22 protein-coding genes and 1 other RNA gene are annotated in these 19,737 nt (G+C 71.0%); 14 read left to right on the forward strand and 9 right to left on the reverse strand.

The genetic code is table 11. The annotated features are described in order from the left end of the window. Positions 1-115: 115 nt before the first annotated feature. Positions 116-880 (reverse strand): sulfite exporter TauE/SafE family protein, encoded by a 765-nt coding sequence (locus tag AB0J88_RS31100; protein WP_364348096.1) that lies wholly within the window; start codon positions 878-880, stop codon positions 116-118. A gap of 43 nt (positions 881-923) precedes the next feature. Here AB0J88_RS31100 and rnpB point away from each other — a divergent pair. Both rnpB and AB0J88_RS31110 read left to right on the forward strand, forming a co-directional pair. Further along, an RNA gene (rnpB, locus tag AB0J88_RS31105) (RNase P RNA component class A) lies at positions 924-1,321 on the forward strand. 99 nt (positions 1,322-1,420) lie between these two features. Then, positions 1,421-2,317 (forward strand): DUF1963 domain-containing protein, encoded by an 897-nt coding sequence (locus tag AB0J88_RS31110; protein WP_364348099.1) that lies wholly within the window; start codon positions 1,421-1,423, stop codon positions 2,315-2,317. A 45-nt stretch (positions 2,318-2,362) separates the two neighbouring features. Here AB0J88_RS31110 and AB0J88_RS31115 read toward each other — a convergent pair whose 3' ends face one another. The 5 genes from AB0J88_RS31115 to AB0J88_RS31135 are packed head-to-tail and all read right to left on the reverse strand — an operon-like array spanning position 2,363 to position 5,396. Next, positions 2,363-3,145 carry a HEAT repeat domain-containing protein gene (locus AB0J88_RS31115; RefSeq protein ID WP_364348102.1) on the reverse strand — a complete coding sequence of 261 codons (783 nt, stop codon included), beginning with the start codon at positions 3,143-3,145 and terminating at the stop codon, positions 2,363-2,365. Between the two features lie 45 nt (positions 3,146-3,190). Beyond that, complete coding sequence (locus AB0J88_RS31120; protein ID WP_364348105.1) at positions 3,191-3,844, reverse strand: DNA alkylation repair protein; 654 nt, start codon at positions 3,842-3,844, stop codon at positions 3,191-3,193. Next, the gene (locus AB0J88_RS31125) at positions 3,837-4,586 is read right to left on the reverse strand and encodes a CPBP family intramembrane glutamic endopeptidase (RefSeq protein WP_364348108.1); all 750 of its coding nucleotides are present in this window, start codon (positions 4,584-4,586) and stop codon (positions 3,837-3,839) included. The genes AB0J88_RS31120 and AB0J88_RS31125 overlap by 8 nt, the downstream gene beginning before the upstream one ends. Further along, positions 4,586-4,900, reverse strand: a complete 315-nt coding sequence (locus tag AB0J88_RS31130) for a hypothetical protein (protein ID WP_364348111.1) — start codon at positions 4,898-4,900, stop codon at positions 4,586-4,588. Before AB0J88_RS31130 ends, AB0J88_RS31125 begins: the two co-directional genes overlap by 1 nt. A gap of 31 nt (positions 4,901-4,931) precedes the next feature. Next, positions 4,932-5,396: a MarR family transcriptional regulator gene (locus AB0J88_RS31135; RefSeq protein WP_364348114.1), complete on the reverse strand. Its 465-nt coding sequence runs from the start codon at positions 5,394-5,396 to the stop codon at positions 4,932-4,934. 170 nt (positions 5,397-5,566) lie between these two features. Between AB0J88_RS31135 and AB0J88_RS31140 the strand changes: the two genes are divergently transcribed. From AB0J88_RS31140 to AB0J88_RS31160, 5 genes are all read left to right on the forward strand, one after another. Then, positions 5,567-5,770, forward strand: a complete 204-nt coding sequence (locus AB0J88_RS31140; RefSeq protein WP_364348117.1) for a hypothetical protein — start codon at positions 5,567-5,569, stop codon at positions 5,768-5,770. Between the two features lie 88 nt (positions 5,771-5,858). After that, positions 5,859-6,593 carry a hypothetical protein gene (locus AB0J88_RS31145; protein ID WP_364348120.1) on the forward strand — a complete coding sequence of 245 codons (735 nt, stop codon included), beginning with the start codon at positions 5,859-5,861 and terminating at the stop codon, positions 6,591-6,593. 53 nt (positions 6,594-6,646) lie between these two features. Then, complete coding sequence (locus AB0J88_RS31150; RefSeq protein WP_364348123.1) at positions 6,647-8,089, forward strand: RNB domain-containing ribonuclease; 1,443 nt, start codon at positions 6,647-6,649, stop codon at positions 8,087-8,089. 20 nt (positions 8,090-8,109) lie between these two features. Beyond that, positions 8,110-8,802, forward strand: a complete 693-nt coding sequence (npdG, locus tag AB0J88_RS31155; RefSeq protein ID WP_364348126.1) for an NADPH-dependent F420 reductase — start codon at positions 8,110-8,112, stop codon at positions 8,800-8,802. Between the two features lie 26 nt (positions 8,803-8,828). Further along, positions 8,829-9,542 carry a helical backbone metal receptor gene (locus AB0J88_RS31160; protein WP_364349346.1) on the forward strand — a complete coding sequence of 238 codons (714 nt, stop codon included), beginning with the start codon at positions 8,829-8,831 and terminating at the stop codon, positions 9,540-9,542. Here AB0J88_RS31160 and panB read toward each other — a convergent pair. Together panB and AB0J88_RS31170 are read right to left on the reverse strand one after the other, a co-directional pair. After that, positions 9,525-10,355, reverse strand: a complete 831-nt coding sequence (panB, locus tag AB0J88_RS31165) for a 3-methyl-2-oxobutanoate hydroxymethyltransferase (protein WP_364348129.1) — start codon at positions 10,353-10,355, stop codon at positions 9,525-9,527. The two genes, AB0J88_RS31160 and panB, sit on opposite strands and share 18 nt — an antisense overlap. A gap of 117 nt (positions 10,356-10,472) precedes the next feature. Beyond that, positions 10,473-11,813: a helix-turn-helix transcriptional regulator gene (locus AB0J88_RS31170; RefSeq protein WP_364348132.1), complete on the reverse strand. Its 1,341-nt coding sequence runs from the start codon at positions 11,811-11,813 to the stop codon at positions 10,473-10,475. 139 nt (positions 11,814-11,952) lie between these two features. Here AB0J88_RS31170 and AB0J88_RS31175 point away from each other — a divergent pair, with 139 nt between their 5' ends. Then, entirely contained in the window at positions 11,953-12,165 is a 213-nt protein-coding gene (locus AB0J88_RS31175; protein ID WP_364348135.1) for a hypothetical protein, read from the forward strand. On the opposite strand, the gene AB0J88_RS31180 is transcribed toward AB0J88_RS31175, so the two are convergent. After that, the gene (locus AB0J88_RS31180) at positions 12,162-13,964 is read right to left on the reverse strand and encodes an NAD+ synthase (protein ID WP_364348138.1); all 1,803 of its coding nucleotides are present in this window, start codon (positions 13,962-13,964) and stop codon (positions 12,162-12,164) included. The genes AB0J88_RS31175 and AB0J88_RS31180 overlap by 4 nt on opposite strands. 141 nt (positions 13,965-14,105) lie before the next feature. On the opposite strand from AB0J88_RS31180, the gene glnA reads away from it, so the two are divergent. The 6 genes from glnA (at position 14,106) to AB0J88_RS31210 (ending at position 19,623) form a co-directional block, all read left to right on the forward strand. Further along, the gene (gene glnA / locus AB0J88_RS31185; RefSeq protein ID WP_364348141.1) at positions 14,106-15,458 is read left to right on the forward strand and encodes a type I glutamate--ammonia ligase; all 1,353 of its coding nucleotides are present in this window, start codon (positions 14,106-14,108) and stop codon (positions 15,456-15,458) included. Positions 15,459-15,535: 77 nt separating this feature from the next. Further along, complete coding sequence (locus AB0J88_RS31190) at positions 15,536-16,486, forward strand: ABC transporter ATP-binding protein (RefSeq protein WP_364348144.1); 951 nt, start codon at positions 15,536-15,538, stop codon at positions 16,484-16,486. Beyond that, positions 16,483-17,274 (forward strand): ABC transporter permease, encoded by a 792-nt coding sequence (locus tag AB0J88_RS31195; protein WP_364348147.1) that lies wholly within the window; start codon positions 16,483-16,485, stop codon positions 17,272-17,274. Before AB0J88_RS31190 ends, AB0J88_RS31195 begins: the two co-directional genes overlap by 4 nt. A 20-nt stretch (positions 17,275-17,294) precedes the next feature. Beyond that, the gene (locus AB0J88_RS31200) at positions 17,295-18,494 is read left to right on the forward strand and encodes a histidine kinase (protein ID WP_364348150.1); all 1,200 of its coding nucleotides are present in this window, start codon (positions 17,295-17,297) and stop codon (positions 18,492-18,494) included. Next, positions 18,491-19,099 (forward strand): response regulator transcription factor, encoded by a 609-nt coding sequence (locus tag AB0J88_RS31205; protein ID WP_364348153.1) that lies wholly within the window; start codon positions 18,491-18,493, stop codon positions 19,097-19,099. Before AB0J88_RS31200 ends, AB0J88_RS31205 begins: the two co-directional genes overlap by 4 nt. 98 nt (positions 19,100-19,197) lie before the next feature. Then, on the forward strand, positions 19,198-19,623 hold the full coding sequence (locus tag AB0J88_RS31210) for a DUF350 domain-containing protein (protein WP_364348156.1): 426 nt from the start codon (positions 19,198-19,200) through the stop codon (positions 19,621-19,623). The last annotated feature ends 114 nt before the right edge of the window (positions 19,624-19,737 follow it).

Below are 19,737 nucleotides of genomic sequence, written 5' to 3' on the forward strand. Positions count from 1 at the left end.
GCAGGCATGAACGCCCGCTCCGGCTCCGCCGCTGACGGTGATCGGTGGCGGAGCCGGGCTCGGGACGTGAGGCCTGCTGTCGGCGCTTAGGTCGCGTCGTCGACCGCGGCTTTCGTCACACGAAGGCGTGGACGAGCAGGTAGAGGCCGATACCCGTGCCGAACACCACGATGATCGCCTTCAGGACGCCGCTGCGGAGGCGGCGGGCGAGGCGGGCGCCGAAGTAGCCGCCGACGATCGTGGCCGGGGCCAGGACCGCGACGGTGGCCCAGTTGACCGGGCCGAAGAGCGCGAACACGACCACGGTGGTCAGCCCGACGGTGGCCGACAGCAGGTTCTTCACGGCGGTGACCCGCGCCAGCGTCTCGTCGAGCACCAACGCCAGCCCGGCCACGAACATCACGCCCAACGCCGCGCCGAAGTATCCACCGTAGACACTGCCGACCGCGACCATGCCGTGCAGCATCGCCTGCTGGCGGGACGGGCTGATCCGGGCCGGATGACCGACCACCCGGCGCAGCTGGTCCTGGAACGCCAGGACGGCCGTCGCCCCGAGCACCAGGAACGGCACCACCTTGTCGAACGCCGAGTCCGGCGTGAGCAGCAGGAGCACGCACCCGGCGATCGCCCCACCGACGGCGGTGGGCAGCAGGAGGAGGGTCCGCCGGACCTGGCCGCGAAGCTCGTGCCGACTCCCGTACACGCTGGCGAAGTAGCCCGGACAGACCGCGACGCTGTTGCTGACGTTGGCGGGCACGGACGCGAGCCCGACCCCGAGCAGGGCGGGGAAGGTGATCAGCGATCCCCCGCCGGCGATCGCGTTCATCAGGCCGGCCGCGAGCCCGGCGGCGACCAGCAACACGGCTTGGGAGAGATCCATCGGAGGGCAGCCTAGCCGCACCGGTAGGATGGGGCATGACGGGCGAGTCGGCTGGGCGGCCGCGTCGGCGACCTTCGGGCCGCCGCCGAGGAACGTCCGGACTCCGCAGGGCAGGGTGGTTGTTAACGGCAACCCGGGGTGACCCGCGGGAAAGTGCCACAGAAAACAAACCGCCGGGCGCACGCGCCCGGTAAGGGTGAAACGGTGGGGTAAGAGCCCACCAGCGCACCGGGTGACCGGAGCGGCTTGGTAAACCCCACCCGGAGCAAGGCCAAAAGGGCCGTCCAATTGGACGACCTGCGCAGGTGTTCGAGGGCTGCCCGCCCGAGCCTGCGGGTAGGCCGCTCGAGCCTGCCGGCAACGGCAGGCCTAGATGGATGGCCGCCACCGACCGCCGCGAGGCGGCCGGAACAGAATCCGGCGTACAGGCCGACTCGCCCGTCGCACTCCTGGTAGCCGCCCCTCAGATCAGGAGCCGTGTCGAAGTGGCTGACCGGCCTGTCGCGGACCCGGAACACCCATCTGCGAGGATGCTCCGCCATGGAACTGTACGGGCCGTTTCGTCGCGAGGCGATTGAGCGGGGCATTCCCGCGGATCAGGTTGACAGGTTCGCCGAGCAACTGCGATTCGCGATCTGGGTAGGTGGCGGTGACCGCGGCGGGGATGTTGTCGGGCAGAGCGGCGGGCTGCCGCGGCTACCTGCCGGCACACAGTGGCCGTCCGAGCGCGGGATTCCGTTGCCGTTCGTCGCGTCTCTCGACTGCGCGGCCCTTCCGAAGGTCGAGAAGCTTCCCCTGCCGGTCGATGGCTCGCTGCTCTTCTTCCTGGATCCTGAGAAGGCCTTCGACGCTTGTAGTCGCGGCTACGACGCCTACGCGCGGGTCCTGTACGTCCCCGCGGCCGCCGAGACAGCGGTCCGGCCGCTGCCGTCCGGCGGTGAGATCCTGCGCCCTTACCCCGAGTACAGGCTTTATGCCGAGGTCGTGCCGGAGCTGCCGCCCGGGCTCGAGCCCGACGAAGAGGACCTGGACGACCGCCTCATGTTCGCGTCGGACACCGTGAAGGAGCTGGTCGGTGAGCTGACGCACATCGATGAGCTCATCGCACTGGTCCAGGATCTCTGGCCGGCGGAGATGGGCCTGTCATCCCTGCGCATCGGTGGATACACGAGAAGAATCGGAGGCGCGGACTCTCCGGAGGAGCAGATGGCGCGTGCCGGCCTCCGCGCTCGACTGGAGACCGAACCTGGCCTTCCGCGGCCCGAGAGGATCCGCTGGCGCCGCGAAGAGGAGTCCCGACTGATTCGGGAATGGGTGCCGCTCGCCCAGTTCCCCACCGAATACGAGGTCCACTTCGGACGCTTTTTGATCAGATTCGACGACCTGGCCGCCGGCCGCTTCGACAAGATGCGCTCATTCCCCGCCTTCACCGAGTAGGCCGAGAGGGATCGGGCCTTACCCAATTTTCTTGCCACCGCCAGATTAGAAACCAGTTGCGGGCTGCATGCGGCGCAACGTCTTGAAGGCTCGCTTCGCCGCCGTGCTGACATGGGCGCCGGTCCGGGTCGTGGCATGATCGTCGGCCGCCAGGCGGCTGAGAACAGGGGCGGCTCGTTGATCGCCTGTCGCTCCCAGCGCGCGGGCGGCCCAGAACCGCATCTCGGCGTCGTCGTCAGCGGCGGCCCGAACAAGCCGGTCGAACACCGCCGGCCCGAAGCGTGCCACCGCGACCGCAAGGTAGCCCAGGCGGACGTACTGCCGCGACTCGAAGGCGGCCCACAGGTATGCGAGGGCGTCATCGCCGCCGATATCGGCCAACGCATCGCTGGCGGCAGCCCGGACGAACTCCATCTCGTCCGTGAGGAGCGACGCCACCGCCGCAGTGCTCGACAGCTTCCCCAGCGCACGGCAGACGCTCTCGCGGGTCAGCGGATCCGGATGCTTCGACAGAGCGATCAGCTGTGGCTCCGCGGCCCTGAGCCCGAGCCGCCCTAACGCCGTGGCCGTCCACGCCTGACAGCCGTAGTCGCTGTCGGCCAGCGCATCGAGAAGCGGCTGTTCCAACGACTGGTCGCCGAACAGCCAAAGCCGATTCAGGGTCCGTGTGTAGATCTCCACGTCGTACCGCCGATAGCCGGTCACGACCATGCGAAGAGTCGACACGGCCGCTTGGTCGCCCTTGGCCGCCCGGTCGACCAGCCGGTCCAACGCGGCGACGCGAACTACCCGGTCGGGACTCGTCAGCTCCTGTACGTCCTCCGCCACCGGCACAACCTAATGGACCAGGGCGAGCCGTGCGGTAGCTCCGGATCATGTTTGCCGCCGGACCATTTCGGTGATCCAGATCGGCGCGAACGGGGATGTGCAGCCCGGGGAGGTCGGGTAGTCCTCGAGGACCCGCAGGCGCTCGCCGATGTCGATCGCCCGGGCTCGGTGCGCGGGGTGCTCGATGCCGATCTGGGCCAGGCAGTGGTTCATCGCCCACTGCAATCGTGACGGTGCGTCTTTCATCTCCGCCTCGATGACGTCCAGCAGCGCCGGGAGATCCAGGCCCGCGGGCTTCTTCGCCACCCGGTCCGTGGTCAAGGCCCACCCGGCACTGGCCACGACCGGGTCCGGATCGGCGGACCAGGCCAGCCGCAGCTCTTCGGCGTGCGGACTCTTCTTGACCACATAGCTCACGAGCCAGTCGTGCACCTTCGGCGCCCGCGCCGCGCGCAGCATGGCGTCCAGGTCGGTGCGCGAGAACGCCTTCGGGCGGCAGATCAGCAGCGCCAACAGCCGTGCGGCGGTGTCGTCCGTCTCCCACAGCTCGACCGCGAGCTCCTGCTGCGTCTTCAGCCGTTTCGCGACCTCGCGCAGCTTGCCGAGGTTGACCCCGTGGTCGTCGCCGTGCTTCTCGTTCACCGCGCGGGCCTTCGGGTCCTCCAGCTCCGCCAGCTCGGCCAGCACCGCGTCAATCATGGCCAGCACCATAGAGCGCCGCGATCACGAAGGGCGTCAACAGCAGCCAGTCGTGGGCGATATGCGCCCCCGTGGCCACCCACAGGTTCTTTGTCCGGATGTACGACCATGTCAGCACCATCCGCGCCGCACCGACGACGAGGACGCACATCACCACGTTCCAGCCGTACGCCGGCAGGTGGACCAGCCCGAACCACACCGACGACACGATCCAGGCCAGGACGATCGCGCGGGTACGCCCACGGCGCGCGGCGAACCAGTGCAGCAGCGCGAGGAACGGCAGGACGGTGAGCAGCTCCTCGCCGAGCAGCTGCAACGCCGTCCGTGGATAGAACGTCGCCAGCCACAGCGGGGAGGCGTCGGCGATCTGCGCGAAGACCGGGTTCGGCGGCACCGTGCCCACCAGCGGCCCGACGACGTAGCCCGCCAGGATCGTGGCCAGGATCGACAGCACCCCGTACCCGACCATCGCCCGCACGTCGCGCCACCGGATTCGGGCGAACAGGCAGGAAATCCGACCACCCGTGGCGTACGCCAACGCGGCCAACGGGATTGCCACGAAGAGCGCGGTCGGCACGAAGACACTGAACGGACCGTGGAGGTAATAGCCCACCACGAAGAACGTCGCCAGTGCGGCCACGACGGACAGCACGACCAGGAGCCAGCGGCGGCCGGTGACCGAGCCGTAGTACGGGAAATCGTGACCGCCCGTGCGCTCCAGCGAGAGCGTCAGCTCGCGCACTACAGCTTGACCGGTGCCCATGTGTGGCGCGCGATCCAGGACGGATCCTGGCGGGCGTACGCCTGGAATGCCTCGACCACCTCGTCGAGCGTGCGGACCTCGGCGCCAACGTGGGTCTCGTCGCCGCCCGCGCGGCGCTCCAGCACGTAGAAATCGGCCTTCACCGCCACCTGCAGAAAGGTGTCGTCGCCGAACTCGAGGATGGCGAACCAGTCGTCGATCGTCAGCGCCCGCACGGCGGCCGTGATCTGGGCCGGATCGGGGTCGGGGTGCTGCGTGCCGTCCGCGGTGACGAGGGTGGGGGAGGCAGTCATGCGTGGCAGTATGCCCGGCCCCACGACCCGGTTACGACCGCCGGCGGGCCTGGGAGCGCGCGGACAGCGCCTCGTTGAGCCGCGTGAGCAGCGTGGCCAGGTCGGACCGGTCGGTCTCCGTCCACGAGGCGAGCATCTCGTCGTAGAGCTCGGCCCGGGCGTTCCGGACGACGGACATCCGGCGCAGGCCGGCCGCGGTGGCCGAGACCAGCGTGCCGCGGCCGTCGCTGGGGTCGGCCTCGCGGGAGATCAGGCCTTCGCGCTCCATGGCGCCGACCTGCCGCGTGACCGTCGAGCCGTCGAGGTTGAGGCGGGCGGCGAGCGCGGAGACGTTCTGCGGGCCGGCTTCGTCGAGGTGGCGCAGGATCACGTAGGCCGCGCGGTCCAGGGACCGGTGCGCCTCCACGGGGGTGGCCCGCCTGGTCGCCTCGGCGAAGCGCATCAGGAGCGCGACCTCGGTCTCGATTCGGCCGATGACGGAGTCGTCCGCGTTCATGACTGTATGTTACAGACGGAAAACGGCGCGAATCCGCGGCCCTTCACTCGGTAGGGACACGCCAGGCGCGATTCAGTCCCTTCCCGTCGCAGCCGGTCTACAGTGGATGGGACCCCCTCTTTTTGTGTGAAACGGTGGCGCTTGGCCGTTTTGCGGTGCACAGTGGTCCCATGAGCGACAGCGGACGTGGGACGGAGTACTACTGGTGCACCCGTCACCACAGGGTCGAGACGCAGGCTGACGTTTGCCCTGCGATGTACGTGCTCGGTCCCTACAGGTCCAAGGCCGACGCCGAGAACGCGCTGCAATCCGTGCAGGAGCGCAACGAGGCGTGGGACGAGGAGGACCGCCGCTGGGCAGGGGAGGAGAGGTAAGCGCCGCGGCACTCGTACACGGCGAGCAACTCCGCGGTCTCCGCGACGGAGCCGGACCCGACGCACGTCTCGCAAGGAGGAACCCACCATGGCCGAAGCGTTGAAGGCCAAGACACCGAGGGCCGCGAAACGCGCGGCTCCGAAGAAGCCCGCGGCCAAGCGTACGAGCGCGGCGACCCGCGCCTCGGGCACCGCCCGGAAGACCGTCTCGGCGCAGACGCCCGCGCGTAAGACGGTCACCAGCAAGGCCACCGCCAAGAAGGCGCCCGCGAAACGGGCGGCCGCCAAGCGGACAACGGCCAAGAAGACCACCGCGCGCAAGGCGACCACGACCCGCACGCCCGCCAAGCGCACCACCACCGCGAAGCGGACCACCGCGGCCAAGCGCACCACCGCGGCCAAGCGCACCACCGCGGCGAAGCGGACCACCACCGCCAAGAAGACCACCGCGCGCAAGGCCACGACGGCGCGCAAGACCGCCGCCAAGAAGACCACGACGCGCCCCACGGCGCGTAAGGCGGCCACCAAGGCCCCCGCGAAGCGGGCCACCGCCAAGAAGACCGCGGCCAAGAAGACGACGGCGAAGAAGACCACCGCCGCGCGCAAGACGGCCACCAAGCGGGCCACCACCGCCAAGACGGCCGCGAAGCGCGCGCCGGCGAAGCGGGCGACAGCCAAGAAGGCACCCGCCAAGCGGACGGCGGCCAAGAAGACCACCACCGCCCGTAAGACGGCTACCAAGCGGACCACCACCGCGCGCAAGAGCACGGTGCGCAAGGCGGCCAGCCCGCGCAAGACGACCGCCCGCAAGTCCGCTCGATAACCGCACGGAGCACGACCCGAGCGGGGCGCTCGGCACGCTGGTAAGAAGTACGCGTGCTGACCAGACGTGTCCGAGCGCCCCACTTCGACTTCGCCGCGCTGCGTCGCGAGCTGGAGCTGCCCGACAGCTTCCCGCCCGCGGCGCAGCGCGAGGCCGAACAGGCGGCGTCCGCGCCGCTGCCGGAGCGGCCGGACCGCACCGACATCCCGTTCGTCACGATCGACCCGATCGGGTCCCGCGACCTCGACCAGGCGATGTGCCTGACGCGCCGCCCGGGCGGCTATCGCGTGCACTACGCGATCGCCGACGTGGCGGCGTTCGTGCGTCCGGGCGGCGCGCTGGAGGACGAGACCTGGCGCCGGGGCCAGACCGTCTACCTGCCCGACGGCAACGTCCCGCTGCACCCGGTCGCGCTCAGCGAGGGCGCGGCCAGCCTGCTGCCGGACGTCACCCGGGCCGCCGTGCTCTGGACCATCGACCTCGACGCGCACGGGGACACCACCGCCGTCACGCTGGAGCGCGCCCTGGTGCGCAGCCGGGCGCAGCTCGACTACGGCACCGTGCAGGGCCAGTTCGCCGCCGGCACGGCCGCGGAGCCGATCGCCCTGCTGCCGGAGATCGGTGCCCGACTGACCGAGCGCGGCCTCGACCGGGGCGCGATCAACCTGCCGCTGCCCGAACAGGAGATCGAACGCGACGGCGCCGGTTACCGGCTGATGCTGCGGGCGCCGCTGCCGGCCGAGGAGCACAACGCGCAGATCTCGCTGCTGACCGGCGTGGCCGCCGCCGGCATCATGCTGGCGGGCGGCGTCGGCCTGCTGCGGACCATGCCGGCCCCGGACCCGGCGGCCGTCGACCGGCTGCGCGCCGCCGCACAGGCGCTCGGCATCGCCTGGCCGGACGGCGCGGCCGTGGGCCGGGTCATCGCCGCCGTCGACGCCGCCGACCCGCGTGGCGCCGCGTTCCTCGACCAGGCGGCCGAGCTCATGCGCGGCGCCGGCTACACCGCCTTCGACGGCACCGCTCCGGAGCAGTCCGGGCACGGGGGCGTGGCGGCCCCCTACGCGCACGTGACGGCCCCGTTGCGCCGGCTGGCCGACCGGTATGCCACCGAGGCCGCTCTGGCCCTCTCAGCCGGTTTGGCGGTGCCCGACTGGGCGCGCGAGGCGTTGCCGAAGCTGCCCAAGGTGATGAGCGGGACCGACCGGGTGTCCGGCGCGGCGGCCCGGGGCGCCGTCGACCTGACCGAGGCGATGCTGCTGCAGCACCGGATCGGCGAGACGTTCGACGCGGCGGTGGTCGACGTCGACGGCCCGCGCCGCACCGCGCCGGCGCCGGCCAACCCGGACGGCCGCCAGCCCGGCGGCACGGTCGCCCTCGACGAGCCGGCTGTCCGCGCGCGCTGCACGGGCGACCTCCCGCTCGGCGAGCGGGTCCGGGTGACCCTGGTCACCGCCGACCCGGTCAAACGGACGGTGCTGTTCAGCCGGAAGTAAAGGTTTGCGACGATGCGTGCATGGCCTACGACGCGAGCGCGCTCCCCGATGTTTCCGGCTTGACCGTCGCCATCATCGGCGGCACCGGCGACCAGGGCCGGGGTCTGGCGTACCGGCTGGCCCGCGCGGGTCAGCCGGTGCTGATCGGCTCCCGCCAGGCCGCCCGCGCGACCGCCTCCGCGACCGAGATCTCCGCGCTGCCGGGCGTCACCCGGGCCGTCGAGGGCGGCGCCAACGCCGACGTGGCCGCGGCCGCCGACCTGACCGTCATCGCCGTGCCGTGGGCCGGCCACCGGGACACCGTCACCGCACTGCGCCACCCGCTGGCCGGCAAGCTGGTCGTCGACTGCGTCAACCCGCTGGGCTTCGACAGCCACGGGCCGTACCCGCTGCACGTCGACGAGGGCAGTGCCGCGCAGCAGGCGGCGGCGCTGTTGCCCGAGTCGACCGTGGCCGCGGCCTTCAACCACGTGAGCGCGCCGCTGCTGGCCGACCCCGCGGTCGAGTCGATGGACCTCGACGTGCTGATCTGCGCCGAGGACCGGCAGCTGGCCGGCGTGGTCGCGGGGCTGTGCGCCCGGATCCCGGGCATGCGCGGCATCTACGCGGGCCGGCTCCGCAACGCGCACCAGGTCGAGGCGCTCACCGCCAACCTGATCGCGATCAACCGCCGTTACAAGGCGCACGCCGGGTTCCGGGTGACGGACGTCTGAACGACGACCTCGGCACGCCCGTCCCGCTGGCCGGCCCGCCGCGCCGGGTCGTCTCGCTGGTGCCGTCGCTGACGGAGGCGGTGGCCCGCACCGTGCCGGCGGTGCTCGTCGGTGCGACCGACTTCTGCGTGGAGCCCGCCGGGCTCGACGTGGCGCGGGTGGGCGGCACGAAGTACCCCGATCTCGACCGCGTCCGGGCCGCCGCGCCCGACCTCGTGCTGGCCAACGCGGAGGAGAACCGCCGCGCGGACGTCGAGGCGCTGCGGGCGGCGGACGTGCCGGTCTGGGTGACCTTTCCCCGCACGGTGCCATCCGCTCTGACCTCGCTCGAACGGCTGCTGGCCGCGCTGGGCGCGGCGCCGCCGGACTGGTTGCGGTCCGCGCGGGAGGCCTGGTCGACACCGTTCACAGGGGTACGCCGCCGCGCGCTGATCCCGGTCTGGCGGCGGCCGTGGGTGGTGCTGGGCTCGGACACCTTCGCCGGTGACCTGCTCGCCCGGCTCGGCGTCGACAACGTCTACGCCACGGCCGCCGAGCGCTATCCGCGCCCACCGCTGGCAGAGTTGCGAGGGGCGGGCGCGGACCTGCTGGTGTTGCCGGACGAGCCGTACGCGTTCACGGCGGACGACGGCCCCGAGGCGTTTCCGGACCTGCCGTACGCGCTGGTCAGCGGCCGTTACCTGACCTGGTACGGCCCGTCCCTGGCCGTGGCGCGAGCGGAGCTAGAAGCTGTGCTCTGAGCTGGGGAACTGGCCGCCGCGCACCTCTTCGCCGAACTGCGCGGCGGCGTCGCGGAGGGTGCCGTGCAGGTCGGCGTACCGCTTGACGAACCGCGGCAGCTTGCCGGTGCGCAGCCCGGCCATGTCCTGCCAGACCAGCACCTGGGCGTCGGTCTCCGGTCCGGCGCCGATGCCCACGGTCGGCACCGCGATCTCGTTGGTGATCCGCTTGGCGACGTGGGCTGGCACCATCTCCAGCACCACGGCGAAGGCGCCGGCGTCGGCCACCGCGTGCGCGTCGGCGATCACCTCTTCGGCCGCGTCGCCGCGCCCCTGCACCCGGTAGCCGCCGAGCGTGTGCTCGCTCTGCGGGGTGAACCCGACGTGCGCCATGACGGGGATGCCGGCCGCGGTGATCGCCTCGATCTGCGGCGCGGTCCGCCGCCCACCCTCGAGCTTGACGGCGTGGCAGCCGCCCTCCTTCATGAACCGCACGGCGGTGCGGAGGGCCTGGGTCGGCCCCTCCTCGTAGGAGCCGAACGGCAGGTCACCGACGACCAGCGAGCGTTTGGTGGCGCGGACCACGGCCCGCACGAGCGGCAGCAACTCGTCGGCGGTGACGGCCAGGGTGGTCTCGTACCCGAACACGTTGTTGGCGGCCGAGTCCCCGACGAGCAGCACGGGAATCCCGGCCTCGTCGAAGATCGCGGCGGTGTACTGGTCGTACGCGGTCAACATGGGCCACCGCTCACCGCGCTCCTTGGCGGCGATCAGCTCCCGGGTGCGGACGCGGCGGTTGGGGGGTCCGCCGTAGAGGGACGGTTGCTCGCTCATCGCAGCTCTCCTCTCGCCTCAAGGCCGCTCCGGTGCGGTCCCTGGGCACCCTCCGATGGTCCCACCGGAGACCCCCGGGGGAGAGACGAGCGTGGAATCTTTCACACGTCGGACGCGCTATGCGCCGACGCGGGCGGCGAATTCGCGGATCCCTGGCAACGCGCCCCGCGTGTCACCGGAGAGCAAATCGCCGACCAGATCTTGCGCCCAGGGACGAAACCTGACCTCCTGGGGTGTGTCTCGCTCCGCGATCTGCAGGGCTTGGAAAGCGGCCGCGGGTCGACCACGGCCATGGCAGGCCAGGGCCGTGTCCTCCCAGTAGCGGGCGCGACGCTCGGGGATCTTGATCTGCGTGGGATCGATCCGCTTCGCGAAGTCGACGGCCGTGCCGAAGTCGCCTAGGACGCGGGCCACGCTGACGCGGTAGACCGCCAGGTCCAGAGCGATCGCCTGGCTCTTGCCGGTCCGGGCGGTCGCCTCGTCCGCCTCACGCAACAACGCCCATGCCCGGTCGCGCTGGTCCTGGAGAGCGGCGGTGTAGGCGGCTGCGGACAGCAGACGGACGTACATCGCCGATTGTCGCTGGTCCCTCAAACCGGTGTCGCGCTCCAGACGTTCGGCTGCGGTCTGGACGAACCGCTGTGCGCCGTCCCGGTGTGGGGTCCGGCGCATCACCGTTGCCGTGAGGCGGCTCGCCTCGGCGAGCGTCACCGGATCACCGGAGGCATGCGCGGCCTGGAGGCCACGGTCGGCGGCTGACCAGGCCAGCACGTCGTCGTGCAGCTTGAGCAGCAAAGCGGTGGCTATGCCGTACGCCTGGGCCAGGTGAGTCGACGCCAGCGCCACGCCTTCCGAGTCGGCGCGGTCGCGGTTGGCTCTCGCCTGGGCGATCAACCGTGGCAGCCGGGCGGAGAGCTGCTGAAATCGACAGGCGACGAAGTCTGAGCGAGCTGCCGTCAGAGCTGCACGCAATTCGGCGGGGCCAACAGGGGCGCCGTCGAGCGTGGAACCGAGCAGGATGTCGTCCGGCCGAAGGGCCCGTGGACGGGGCGACGCCGCAGCGCCGTCGGACAACGCGAATCCGGCAACGCCGACGACTCCACCCAGGAGATCTCGTCGTCGCACTGCTCCCTCTCCATCCGCTTGCGCGGGCCTTCCGCGCACCCTATCGACAGGGGCGGGTGACGCAACAGATTCGGCCCGCGTGGCGAGCCCGAAATGCTCCGGAGGGATGTCGAACACGCCGCACAGCCGACGGAGGAGCGCGACGTCCAGCAAAGGCTGGCGACCACGCTCGATCCGGCTGAGGGTGGCCGCGGAGTACCCGCAACGCCTACCAGCCTCCGCGAGCGTCCAGCGTTTCGCTGTGCGTGCCACACGAAGCAGCGTCCCGTTGTCGCCGTTGGCGATGGCCCGGCGCGCCTCGGGAAGATCCAGCCAGTTCTTTTCCTCGGTCATCGGCACTCCCGGGACAGCTACGGGAGGACAGGTTCACTGTCGGCGATGAATTGCGAGTCACGCAAAATTCTTTCATCTACGGGCCTTGTCGTGGTCCCCTGCGGAACGCCCTGCTTCCCTGACCACGAGGGAGGCGGACGTGTGGAATCGAGAGATCGACTGGAGTATCGGGGTGGTCGTCGCCGTACTGTCGGCGGTGATCGCGATCATTGTCTTTTTGTTGATCGTTGCCGTTGGTGACGGCATGCAGAGTGTCGCCGCTATCGGCGCGATCGGCGCGATTGTGAGCGCCACCCTCCAGTTCCTCGATCGCCGGGTTGGACGGGACGCTATGGACCGGGAGCCCGACTAACGGTCAGAAGGCCCGACTTCGCGCCAGCGGCTGGTGATCGGGAGGCGGCGGTCGCGGCCGAAGGCCTTGATGGAGATCTTGGTGCCCGGGGCCGACTGGCGGCGCTTGTATTCCGCCAGGTCGACCAGGCGCAGCACCCGGTCGACCAGGGCCGGCTCGTGGCCCGCGGCGATCAGGTCCGCGCGGCCCTGGTCGCCGTCGACGTAGGACAGCAGGATCGCGTCCAGCTGGTCGTAGTCGGGCAGCGAGTCCGTGTCCAGCTGGTCCGGCCGCAGCTCCGCGCTCGGCGGCTTGGAGATCGAGCTCTCCGGGATCGGCGGCTCCTCGCCGACCCGCAGCGCCTCGTCGTTGCGCCAGCGGGCCAGCTTCCAGACCAGCGTCTTCGGCACGTCCTTGAGCGGGTTGAAGCCGCCCACCGAGTCGCCGTACAAGGTCGAGTAGCCGACCGCGAGCTCGCTCTTGTTGCCCGTGGTCAGGACCAGCGGGCCTTCCTGGTTGGAGATCGACATCAGCACCACGCCGCGGACGCGGGCCTGGAGGTTCTCCAGGGCGAGGCCCGAGAGCGACATCTTCGTCTGGAAGCTGTCGACCATCGCCTGGATCTCGTGGACTCGCAGTTCCAGGCCGGTGCGCTTGGCCATGTCGGCGGCGTCCTCGCGCGAGTGCGACGACGAGTGCTGGCTCGGCATCGACACGCCGATCACGTCGCCGGCGCCGATGGCGTCGACCGCGATCGCGGCGACCGTCGCCGAGTCGATGCCGCCCGAGAGGCCGAGGACGACCTTGTGGAAGCCGTTCTTGCGGACGTAGTCACGCAGACCCAGGACGAGGGCCTGCCAGACCTCGGCCTCGTCGTCCAGCCGGGTGGCATGGCCACCGAGAACCGGGGGCTCGCCCAACGCCGGATGCGGGTCCGAGACGTGCACCCGCTCGATGCCCATCTGGTCGCCGCCCACCTCGGCCCTGGTCGGCGGCGCGAACGGCGGGCTCGACGGCGGCGGCGGCAGGAGGCCCATGGGCAGGTCGAGGTCGTGGATCAGCAGGTGCTCGGCCATCTGCGGCGCGCGGGCCAGCACCTCGCCGTCGGCCGTGACGATCATGGAGTCGCCGTCGAAGACGAGCTCGTCCTGGCCGCCCACCATGTTGAGGTAGGCCACCGTGGCGTTCGCCTCGGCCGCCCGCCGGCGGACGAGCGCCAGTCGGGTGTCGTCCTTGTTGAGCTCGTACGGCGAACCATTGATCGTGAGCACCAGGCCGACGTCGGCCAGGCGGGCTGCCGTGAACGGCCCGCCGGGCTGCCACATGTCCTCACAGATGGTCAGCGCCACGTCGATGCCCTCGATCCGGACCACGACGAGCGTGTTGCCGGGTACGAAATAGCGGTCCTCGTCGAAAACGCCGTAGTTGGGCAGGTGGTGCTTGAAGTAGCGGGCCACCACCCGGCCCTGGTGCAGCACCGCCGCCGCGTTGCGGGGGCCGGCGCTCGGGTCGGTCGCGACGTTGACGGCCGGTGGGCCGTCGGCGTCGAGGTAGCCGACCACCACCGGGGTGTCGCCGAGCCCGTCCGCGTCGAGGTCCGCGGCCAGCCGCGACAGCGCCGAGCACGTGGCGGCCAGGAAGGACTGCCGGAAGACCAGGTCCTCTATCGGATATCCGGTCAACATCATCTCGGGGAAAACGACGAGACGGGAGCCCGCGTCGACGGCGGCGCGCGTGCTGGAGCGGACGATCTCGGCGTTGCCGGCGAGGTCGCCGACCGTCGGGTTCACCTGCGCGAGCGCGATACGCAACGTGGGCATACTCCGATCCTCCCACCGCGAGCGGGTGCGTGATCACCACGAACCCGCCGCATCGGCGGGCATCGTCCTACCGTAACGTTGGCGTAACGACACCGAGCAACACTGGTCGGCTAGCACACATGCAGCTCAGAGGGGTTGGCCGTGGATCGTCAGCAGGAGTTCGTGCTCCGTACGCTGGAAGAGCGTGACATCCGGTTTGTCCGGTTGTGGTTCACCGACGTCCTGGGCACGCTCAAGAGCGTCTCGGTCGCCCCGGCCGAGCTCGAGTCCGCCTTCGACGAGGGCATCGGGTTCGACGGCTCGGCCATCGAGGGCTTCGCCCGGGTCTTCGAGTCCGACATGATCGCCATGCCCGACCCGACCACCTTCCAGGTCTTCCCGTTCGAGGGTGGCGTCAGCGGCGAGAGCGCCCGGATGTTCTGCGACGTGCTGCTGCCCGACCGCACCCCGTCCTGGGCCGACCCCCGGCACGTGCTGCGCCGCATGCTCTCCCGGGCCGCCGAGAAGGGCTTCACCTTCTACACCCACCCCGAGATCGAGTTCTTCCTCCTCGAGGACGGTCCCAACGACGGCTCGGTGCCGGTGCCGGTCGACGCCGGTGGTTACTTCGATCACACCACGCACGCCGTGGCCCGCGACTTCCGCCGCCAGGCGGTGCTCGCGCTGGAGCGGATCGGCATCTCGGTCGAGTTCAGCCACCACGAGGTCGCGCCGGGCCAGCAGGAGATCGACCTGCGCTACGCCGACGCGCTGACCACCGCCGACAACATCATGACCTTCCGGCACGTGGTCAAGGAGGTGGCGCTCAGCCACGGCGTCAAGGCCACCTTCATGCCGAAGCCGTTCACCGACCAGCCGGGCAGCGGGATGCACACGCACCTGTCGCTGTTCGAGGGCGAGCGCAACGCCTTCCACGACGCCGGCGACCCGATGAAGCTGTCGAAGGTCGCGCGCGCGTTCATCGCCGGCCTGCTGGTGCACGCCCGCGAATACACCGCGGTCACCAACCAGTGGGTCAACTCCTACAAGCGGCTGTTCCCCCAGGCGCTGCCGGACCGGATCACCGAGTCTCCGGCGTACGTCTGCTGGGGTCACCTCAACCGCTCGGCGCTGGTCCGGGTGCCCGCCTACGGCAAGCCCAACTCGGCGCGGGTCGAGGTCCGCTCGATCGACTCGGCCGCGAACCCCTATCTGGCCTTCGCGATCATGCTCGGTGCGGGTCTGAAGGGCATCGAGGAGGGCTACGAGCTGCCCCCGGGCGCCGAGGACGACGTCTGGGCACTGTCCAACGCGGAGCGCAAGGCCGCGGGCTACGAGACGCTGCCGGAGAACCTGGCCGAGGCGATCGACGTGATGGCCGGCTCGGAGCTCGTGGCCGAGGTGCTGGGCGAGCACGTCTTCGACTACTTCCTGCGCAACAAGCGCGCCGAGTGGGAGCAGTACCGCCGCGAGGTCACGCCCTACGAGCGCGAGCGCTACCTCGGGGCGCTCTAGATCACCTGACATTTGTCACGGTCGCCTCGTGACGCGCGGCCCCAGGCGCAGGGCCGCGCGGCCACGACAGTGTTCTCATGCGAACGGACACTCTCGCTGCTGGCGAGATCACGGGGACCCGCACGCCGGCCGTGCTCCTGCGGGGTCTGACCAAGAAGTTCGGCTCGGTGACCGCGGTCGACCGGCTCGACCTGCGGATCGAACCGGGCGAGGTGGTCGCGTTCCTCGGCCCCAACGGCGCCGGGAAGACCACCACCATCGACATGATGCTCGGCCTGGGCCGCCCCACCGCGGGCTCGGTCGAGGTCTACGGGCTGACGCCGACCGAGGCCATCAACCAGGGCCGGATCGCGGCCGTCATGCAGACCGGCGGCCTGCTCAAGGACGTCTCGGTCGAGGAGATCGTGCGGATGACCGCGTCGTTCTTCGCACACACGCGGCCGGTGGCGGAGGTGCTGGAGCGTGCCGGCATCGCCGACATCGCCGACCGCCGGGTGGCCAAGTGCTCCGGCGGCCAGCAGCAGCGGCTGCGGTTCGCCCTCGCGCTGCTTCCCGATCCGGACCTGATGGTCCTGGACGAGCCGACCACGGGGATGGACGTCGAGGGACGGCGCGACTTCTGGAACGCCATCCGCGCCGACGCCCAGGCCGGCCGCACGGTGCTGTTCGCGACCCACTACCTGGAGGAGGCGGACGCGTACGCCGACCGCATCGTCCTGATCCGCAAGGGGCAGGTGGTCGCGGACGGCACCGCCAGCGAGGTCAAGGCGCTGGCCGCCGGTCGCCAGGTCCGGGCGACGCTGCCCGGTGCCGACGAGGTGCGGCTGGCCGCGCTGCCCGGCGTCGACCGGGCCGAGGTGCGCGGCGAGACCGTGCTGCTGCACACCAACGACTCGGACGGGGTCGCCCGCTACCTGCTCACCCAGACGGACGCCCGCGACCTGGAGATCACCTCGCGCAACCTCGAGGACGCCTTCCTGGCCCTGACCAGCGGCGAGGACACCGACCTGGAAGGGATGAACAAATGACCGCCGCCGCGCTGCCCCGCACCGAGGTCGACCGGCGTCCGCCGATGGGCGGGTTCTCGCTGACCTACCTGAGCCTGGAGATCCGCCGGGTGCTGCGCAACCGCCGCAGCCTCTTCTTCATCCTGGTCATGCCGGCGGTGTTCTTCCTGCTCTTCGGCCTGCCTCAGAAGGGCCAGAACATCGACCAGGCCAACAGCGCCGCAGCCATCGCGTACATCATGATCAGCCTGGCCGTGTACGGCGCGATGACCGCCTCGACGGCGACCGGTGGCGCGGTGGCGGTGGAGCGCGCACAGGGCTGGAGCCGCCAGCTCCGGCTGACCCCGCTGCGGCCACCGGCGTACGTGGCGACCAAGGTGCTCTCCGCCCTCTCGCTGAGCCTGCTCTCGGTGCTCGTCGAGTTCGTGGTCGGCTCGATCGGCGGCGTGCGGATGCCGGCCCACGTCTGGCTGCTGGCCGGCCTCGGCGCGTGGCTCGGGTCACTGGTCTTCGCCGCGCTCGGCCTGTTCGTCGGCTACCTGGCGCCGGCCGAGAACGTGATGCAGTTCATGGGCCCGATCCTGGCCCTGCTCGCGCTGTTCGGCGGCCTGTTCGTGCCGCTGGAGGTGCTGCCGCACGTGATGCAGACGATCGCCAAGTTCACTCCCGTGTACGGGGTCGGCTCGATCGCCCGCAGCCCGCTCACGCACGACTTCAGCTGGGTGGCGGTGCTCAACGTGGTGGGCTGGACGGCCGTCTTCGGCCTGGGCGCCGCGCTGCTGTTCCGCCGCGATACCGCCCGCGTCTGAACGCGGATAGCGTGTCTGGCATGACGGCCACGACCCCGACGACCGGCCCGGCATCCGCCGGGCCGGCGTCGGGCATCGGGATCCACCCGACCCACGTGCCGGGGATGCACACCTTCGGCCTGCCGATCCCGAGGCCGAGCCGGTTCTTCCAGCAGGGCTTCGGCTGGGTGCTGGGCGCGGTCTGGCTCTTCTACCTCGGGCAGCCGCTGCACACGATCCTCAACCACCCGGGTGGCTTCCCGAAGTGGTTCAGCCTGACGGCGCTCGTCGCGTTCGGGCTCTCGTACGTCCTCGTGTTCCTGTGGACCCGCCGGGTGCACCTGCAGCAGCGCCAGCCCCGCCTGCGCGACGGACTGGCCTGGCTCGCCGTCACCCTGGCCCTCGGGCTCGCGATGATCCCGGGTGCGGGCGGCGACTGGATGGTCGGCCTGGTCTACATCGCGGCTTCGGCGATCATGGTGTTGCCGCCGCGGGTCGCCGTCCCGGTCGTGGTGGTCGTCGCCGCGCAGCCCCTGCTGCTTCCGGTGTTCGTGCCGGCGTGGAAGCACGAGAACGGGCTGTTCTTCTCGATCGTGCTCGCCGCGTTCGCGATGTTCGGCGTGACCCGGATGATCGACCACAACATGCGGCTGACCGCGGCCAACCGGGAGATCGCCCGGCTCGCGGTCGCCGAGGAGCGCGCCCGCGCGGCCCGCGACCTGCACGACATCCTCGGCCACTCGCTGACCGTGATCACCATCAAGGCCGAGCTCGCCGGACGGCTGCTGCCGGACGCGCCGGACCGCGCCAGGACCGAGGTCAACGACATGGAGCGGCTGGCCCGGGAGGCGCTGGCGGACATCCGCCGCACCGTCGGGGCGTACCGCGAGGTGTGCCTGGAGGAGGAGCTGGCCAGCGCCCGGTCCGCGCTCTCGGCGGCCGGCATCGAGGCGCGCGTGCCGGCCGAGGTCGACGTGCCGGAGCCGCGCGGCACGCTGTTCAGCTGGGCCGTCCGCGAGGGCGTGACCAACGTGGTGCGGCACAGCGGCGCGACCCGCTGCGTGATCACGGTGCGCCCCGACGCGGTGGAGATCGCCGACAACGGCCGCGGCCCCGGCGACGGCACCGGCGGTTCCGGGCTGCGCGGCCTGCGCGAGCGCGCCGAGGCGTGCGGGGCACAGCTCTCCGTCGGCCGGGCTCCGGGCTCCGGGTTCGTGCTGCGGGTGAGCGTGCCGGCGTGACGATCCGGGTGCTGCTCGCCGACGACCAGGCGCTGGTCCGTGGTGCTCTCGCGGCGTTGCTGTCGCTCGAGCCCGACCTGGAGGTCGTCGCCGAGGTCGGCCGGGGCGACGAGGTGGTCGACGCGGCCAGGCTCAGCGACCCCGACGTGGCGCTGCTCGACGTCGAGATGCCCGGCGCCGACGGGATCGCCGCGACCGCGGCCCTGGCCGAGGCGGTGCCCGGCTGCCGGGTGCTGGTGGTCACCACGTTCGGGCGACCCGGCTACCTGCGCCGGGCGATGGAGGCCGGTGCCAGCGGCTTCGTCGTCAAGGACACCCCGGCCCGGCAGCTCGCCGAGGCCGTCCGCCGGGTGCACGCGGGCCTGCGGGTGGTCGACCCGTCGCTGGCCGCCGAGACGCTGGTCGCCGGCCGCAGCCCGCTCACCGCGCGGGAGACCGACGTGCTGCGCGCCGCCCGTGACGGTGGGACCGTCGCCGACCTGGCGGCCGTCGTGCACCTCTCGGAGGGCACCGTGCGCAACCACCTGTCCGCGGCCATCGGCAAGACCGGCGCCCGCACCCGCGCCGAGGCGGTCCGCATCGCGGAGCAGAACGGCTGGCTGTGACACCCGAACGGGCATAGCCCGGTTTGCATGATCGCGCTATCGTCCCCTGAACGCCACATGGGTGGCATCGACGGGCCTGGCTTTGGAGGGCGTGCACCATGTGGGAGGACCTGTTCACCGGAGCCTGGCACAGCATCGTGTACGGCGTCGTCGGGATCGCGCTGATGGCGGGCGGCTTCGTGCTGGTCGACATGCTCACCCCGGGCAAGCTGCGCGAGCTGATCTGGGTCCAGCGCAACAGCAACGCCTCGCTGCTGCTCGCCGCCAACCAGCTCGGCATCGCGGTGATCGTGTTCACCGCGATCATCACGAGCTACACCGACTTCGGCTACGGCCTGGCCTCGACCGTCCTCTTCGGACTGCTCGGCATCGTGCTGATGGGCCTGGCGTTCCTGGTGCTCGACATGCTGACCCCGGGCAAGCTTGGCGAGATCATCTGTGACGACCAGCCCCACCCGGCGGCCCGCGTCAGCGCCGCCAGCCACTTCGGCGTGGCCCTGATCGTCGCCGCCTGCATCGCCTAGACGAGTAGGTCCTAACGACCGACGACAGCGATCAACATCCGTTTGGGCTGGCTGTGCGTAGAGGTCGGTGGCTGGCTCGGACCGTGCTGGCGGGGTGTCGCGACTCGGGTGGTC

This window comes from Asanoa sp. NPDC049475 (assembly GCF_040676915.1).
GTDB lineage: Bacteria > Actinomycetota > Actinomycetes > Mycobacteriales > Micromonosporaceae > Asanoa.

Coding starts and splice junctions, on each gene's coding strand:
- AB0J88_RS31120 (WP_364348105.1), bottom strand. CDS start 3,844: ATGATTGACGCGGTGCTGGCCGAGCTGGCGGAGCTGGAGGACCCGAAG.
- npdG (WP_364348126.1), top strand. CDS start 8,110: ATGGCCTACGACGCGAGCGCGCTCCCCGATGTTTCCGGCTTGACCGTC.
- AB0J88_RS31180 (WP_364348138.1), bottom strand. CDS start 13,964: ATGCCCACGTTGCGTATCGCGCTCGCGCAGGTGAACCCGACGGTCGGC.
- AB0J88_RS31100 (WP_364348096.1), bottom strand. CDS start 880: ATGGATCTCTCCCAAGCCGTGTTGCTGGTCGCCGCCGGGCTCGCGGCC.
- AB0J88_RS31135 (WP_364348114.1), bottom strand. CDS start 5,396: ATGAACGCGGACGACTCCGTCATCGGCCGAATCGAGACCGAGGTCGCG.
- panB (WP_364348129.1), bottom strand. CDS start 10,355: ATGAGCGAGCAACCGTCCCTCTACGGCGGACCCCCCAACCGCCGCGTC.
- AB0J88_RS31190 (WP_364348144.1), top strand. CDS start 15,536: ATGCGAACGGACACTCTCGCTGCTGGCGAGATCACGGGGACCCGCACG.
- AB0J88_RS31195 (WP_364348147.1), top strand. CDS start 16,483: ATGACCGCCGCCGCGCTGCCCCGCACCGAGGTCGACCGGCGTCCGCCG.
- AB0J88_RS31140 (WP_364348117.1), top strand. CDS start 5,567: ATGAGCGACAGCGGACGTGGGACGGAGTACTACTGGTGCACCCGTCAC.
- AB0J88_RS31170 (WP_364348132.1), bottom strand. CDS start 11,813: ATGACCGAGGAAAAGAACTGGCTGGATCTTCCCGAGGCGCGCCGGGCC.
- AB0J88_RS31200 (WP_364348150.1), top strand. CDS start 17,295: ATGACGGCCACGACCCCGACGACCGGCCCGGCATCCGCCGGGCCGGCG.
- AB0J88_RS31110 (WP_364348099.1), top strand. CDS start 1,421: ATGGAACTGTACGGGCCGTTTCGTCGCGAGGCGATTGAGCGGGGCATT.
- AB0J88_RS31145 (WP_364348120.1), top strand. CDS start 5,859: ATGGCCGAAGCGTTGAAGGCCAAGACACCGAGGGCCGCGAAACGCGCG.
- AB0J88_RS31210 (WP_364348156.1), top strand. CDS start 19,198: ATGTGGGAGGACCTGTTCACCGGAGCCTGGCACAGCATCGTGTACGGC.
- AB0J88_RS31130 (WP_364348111.1), bottom strand. CDS start 4,900: ATGACTGCCTCCCCCACCCTCGTCACCGCGGACGGCACGCAGCACCCC.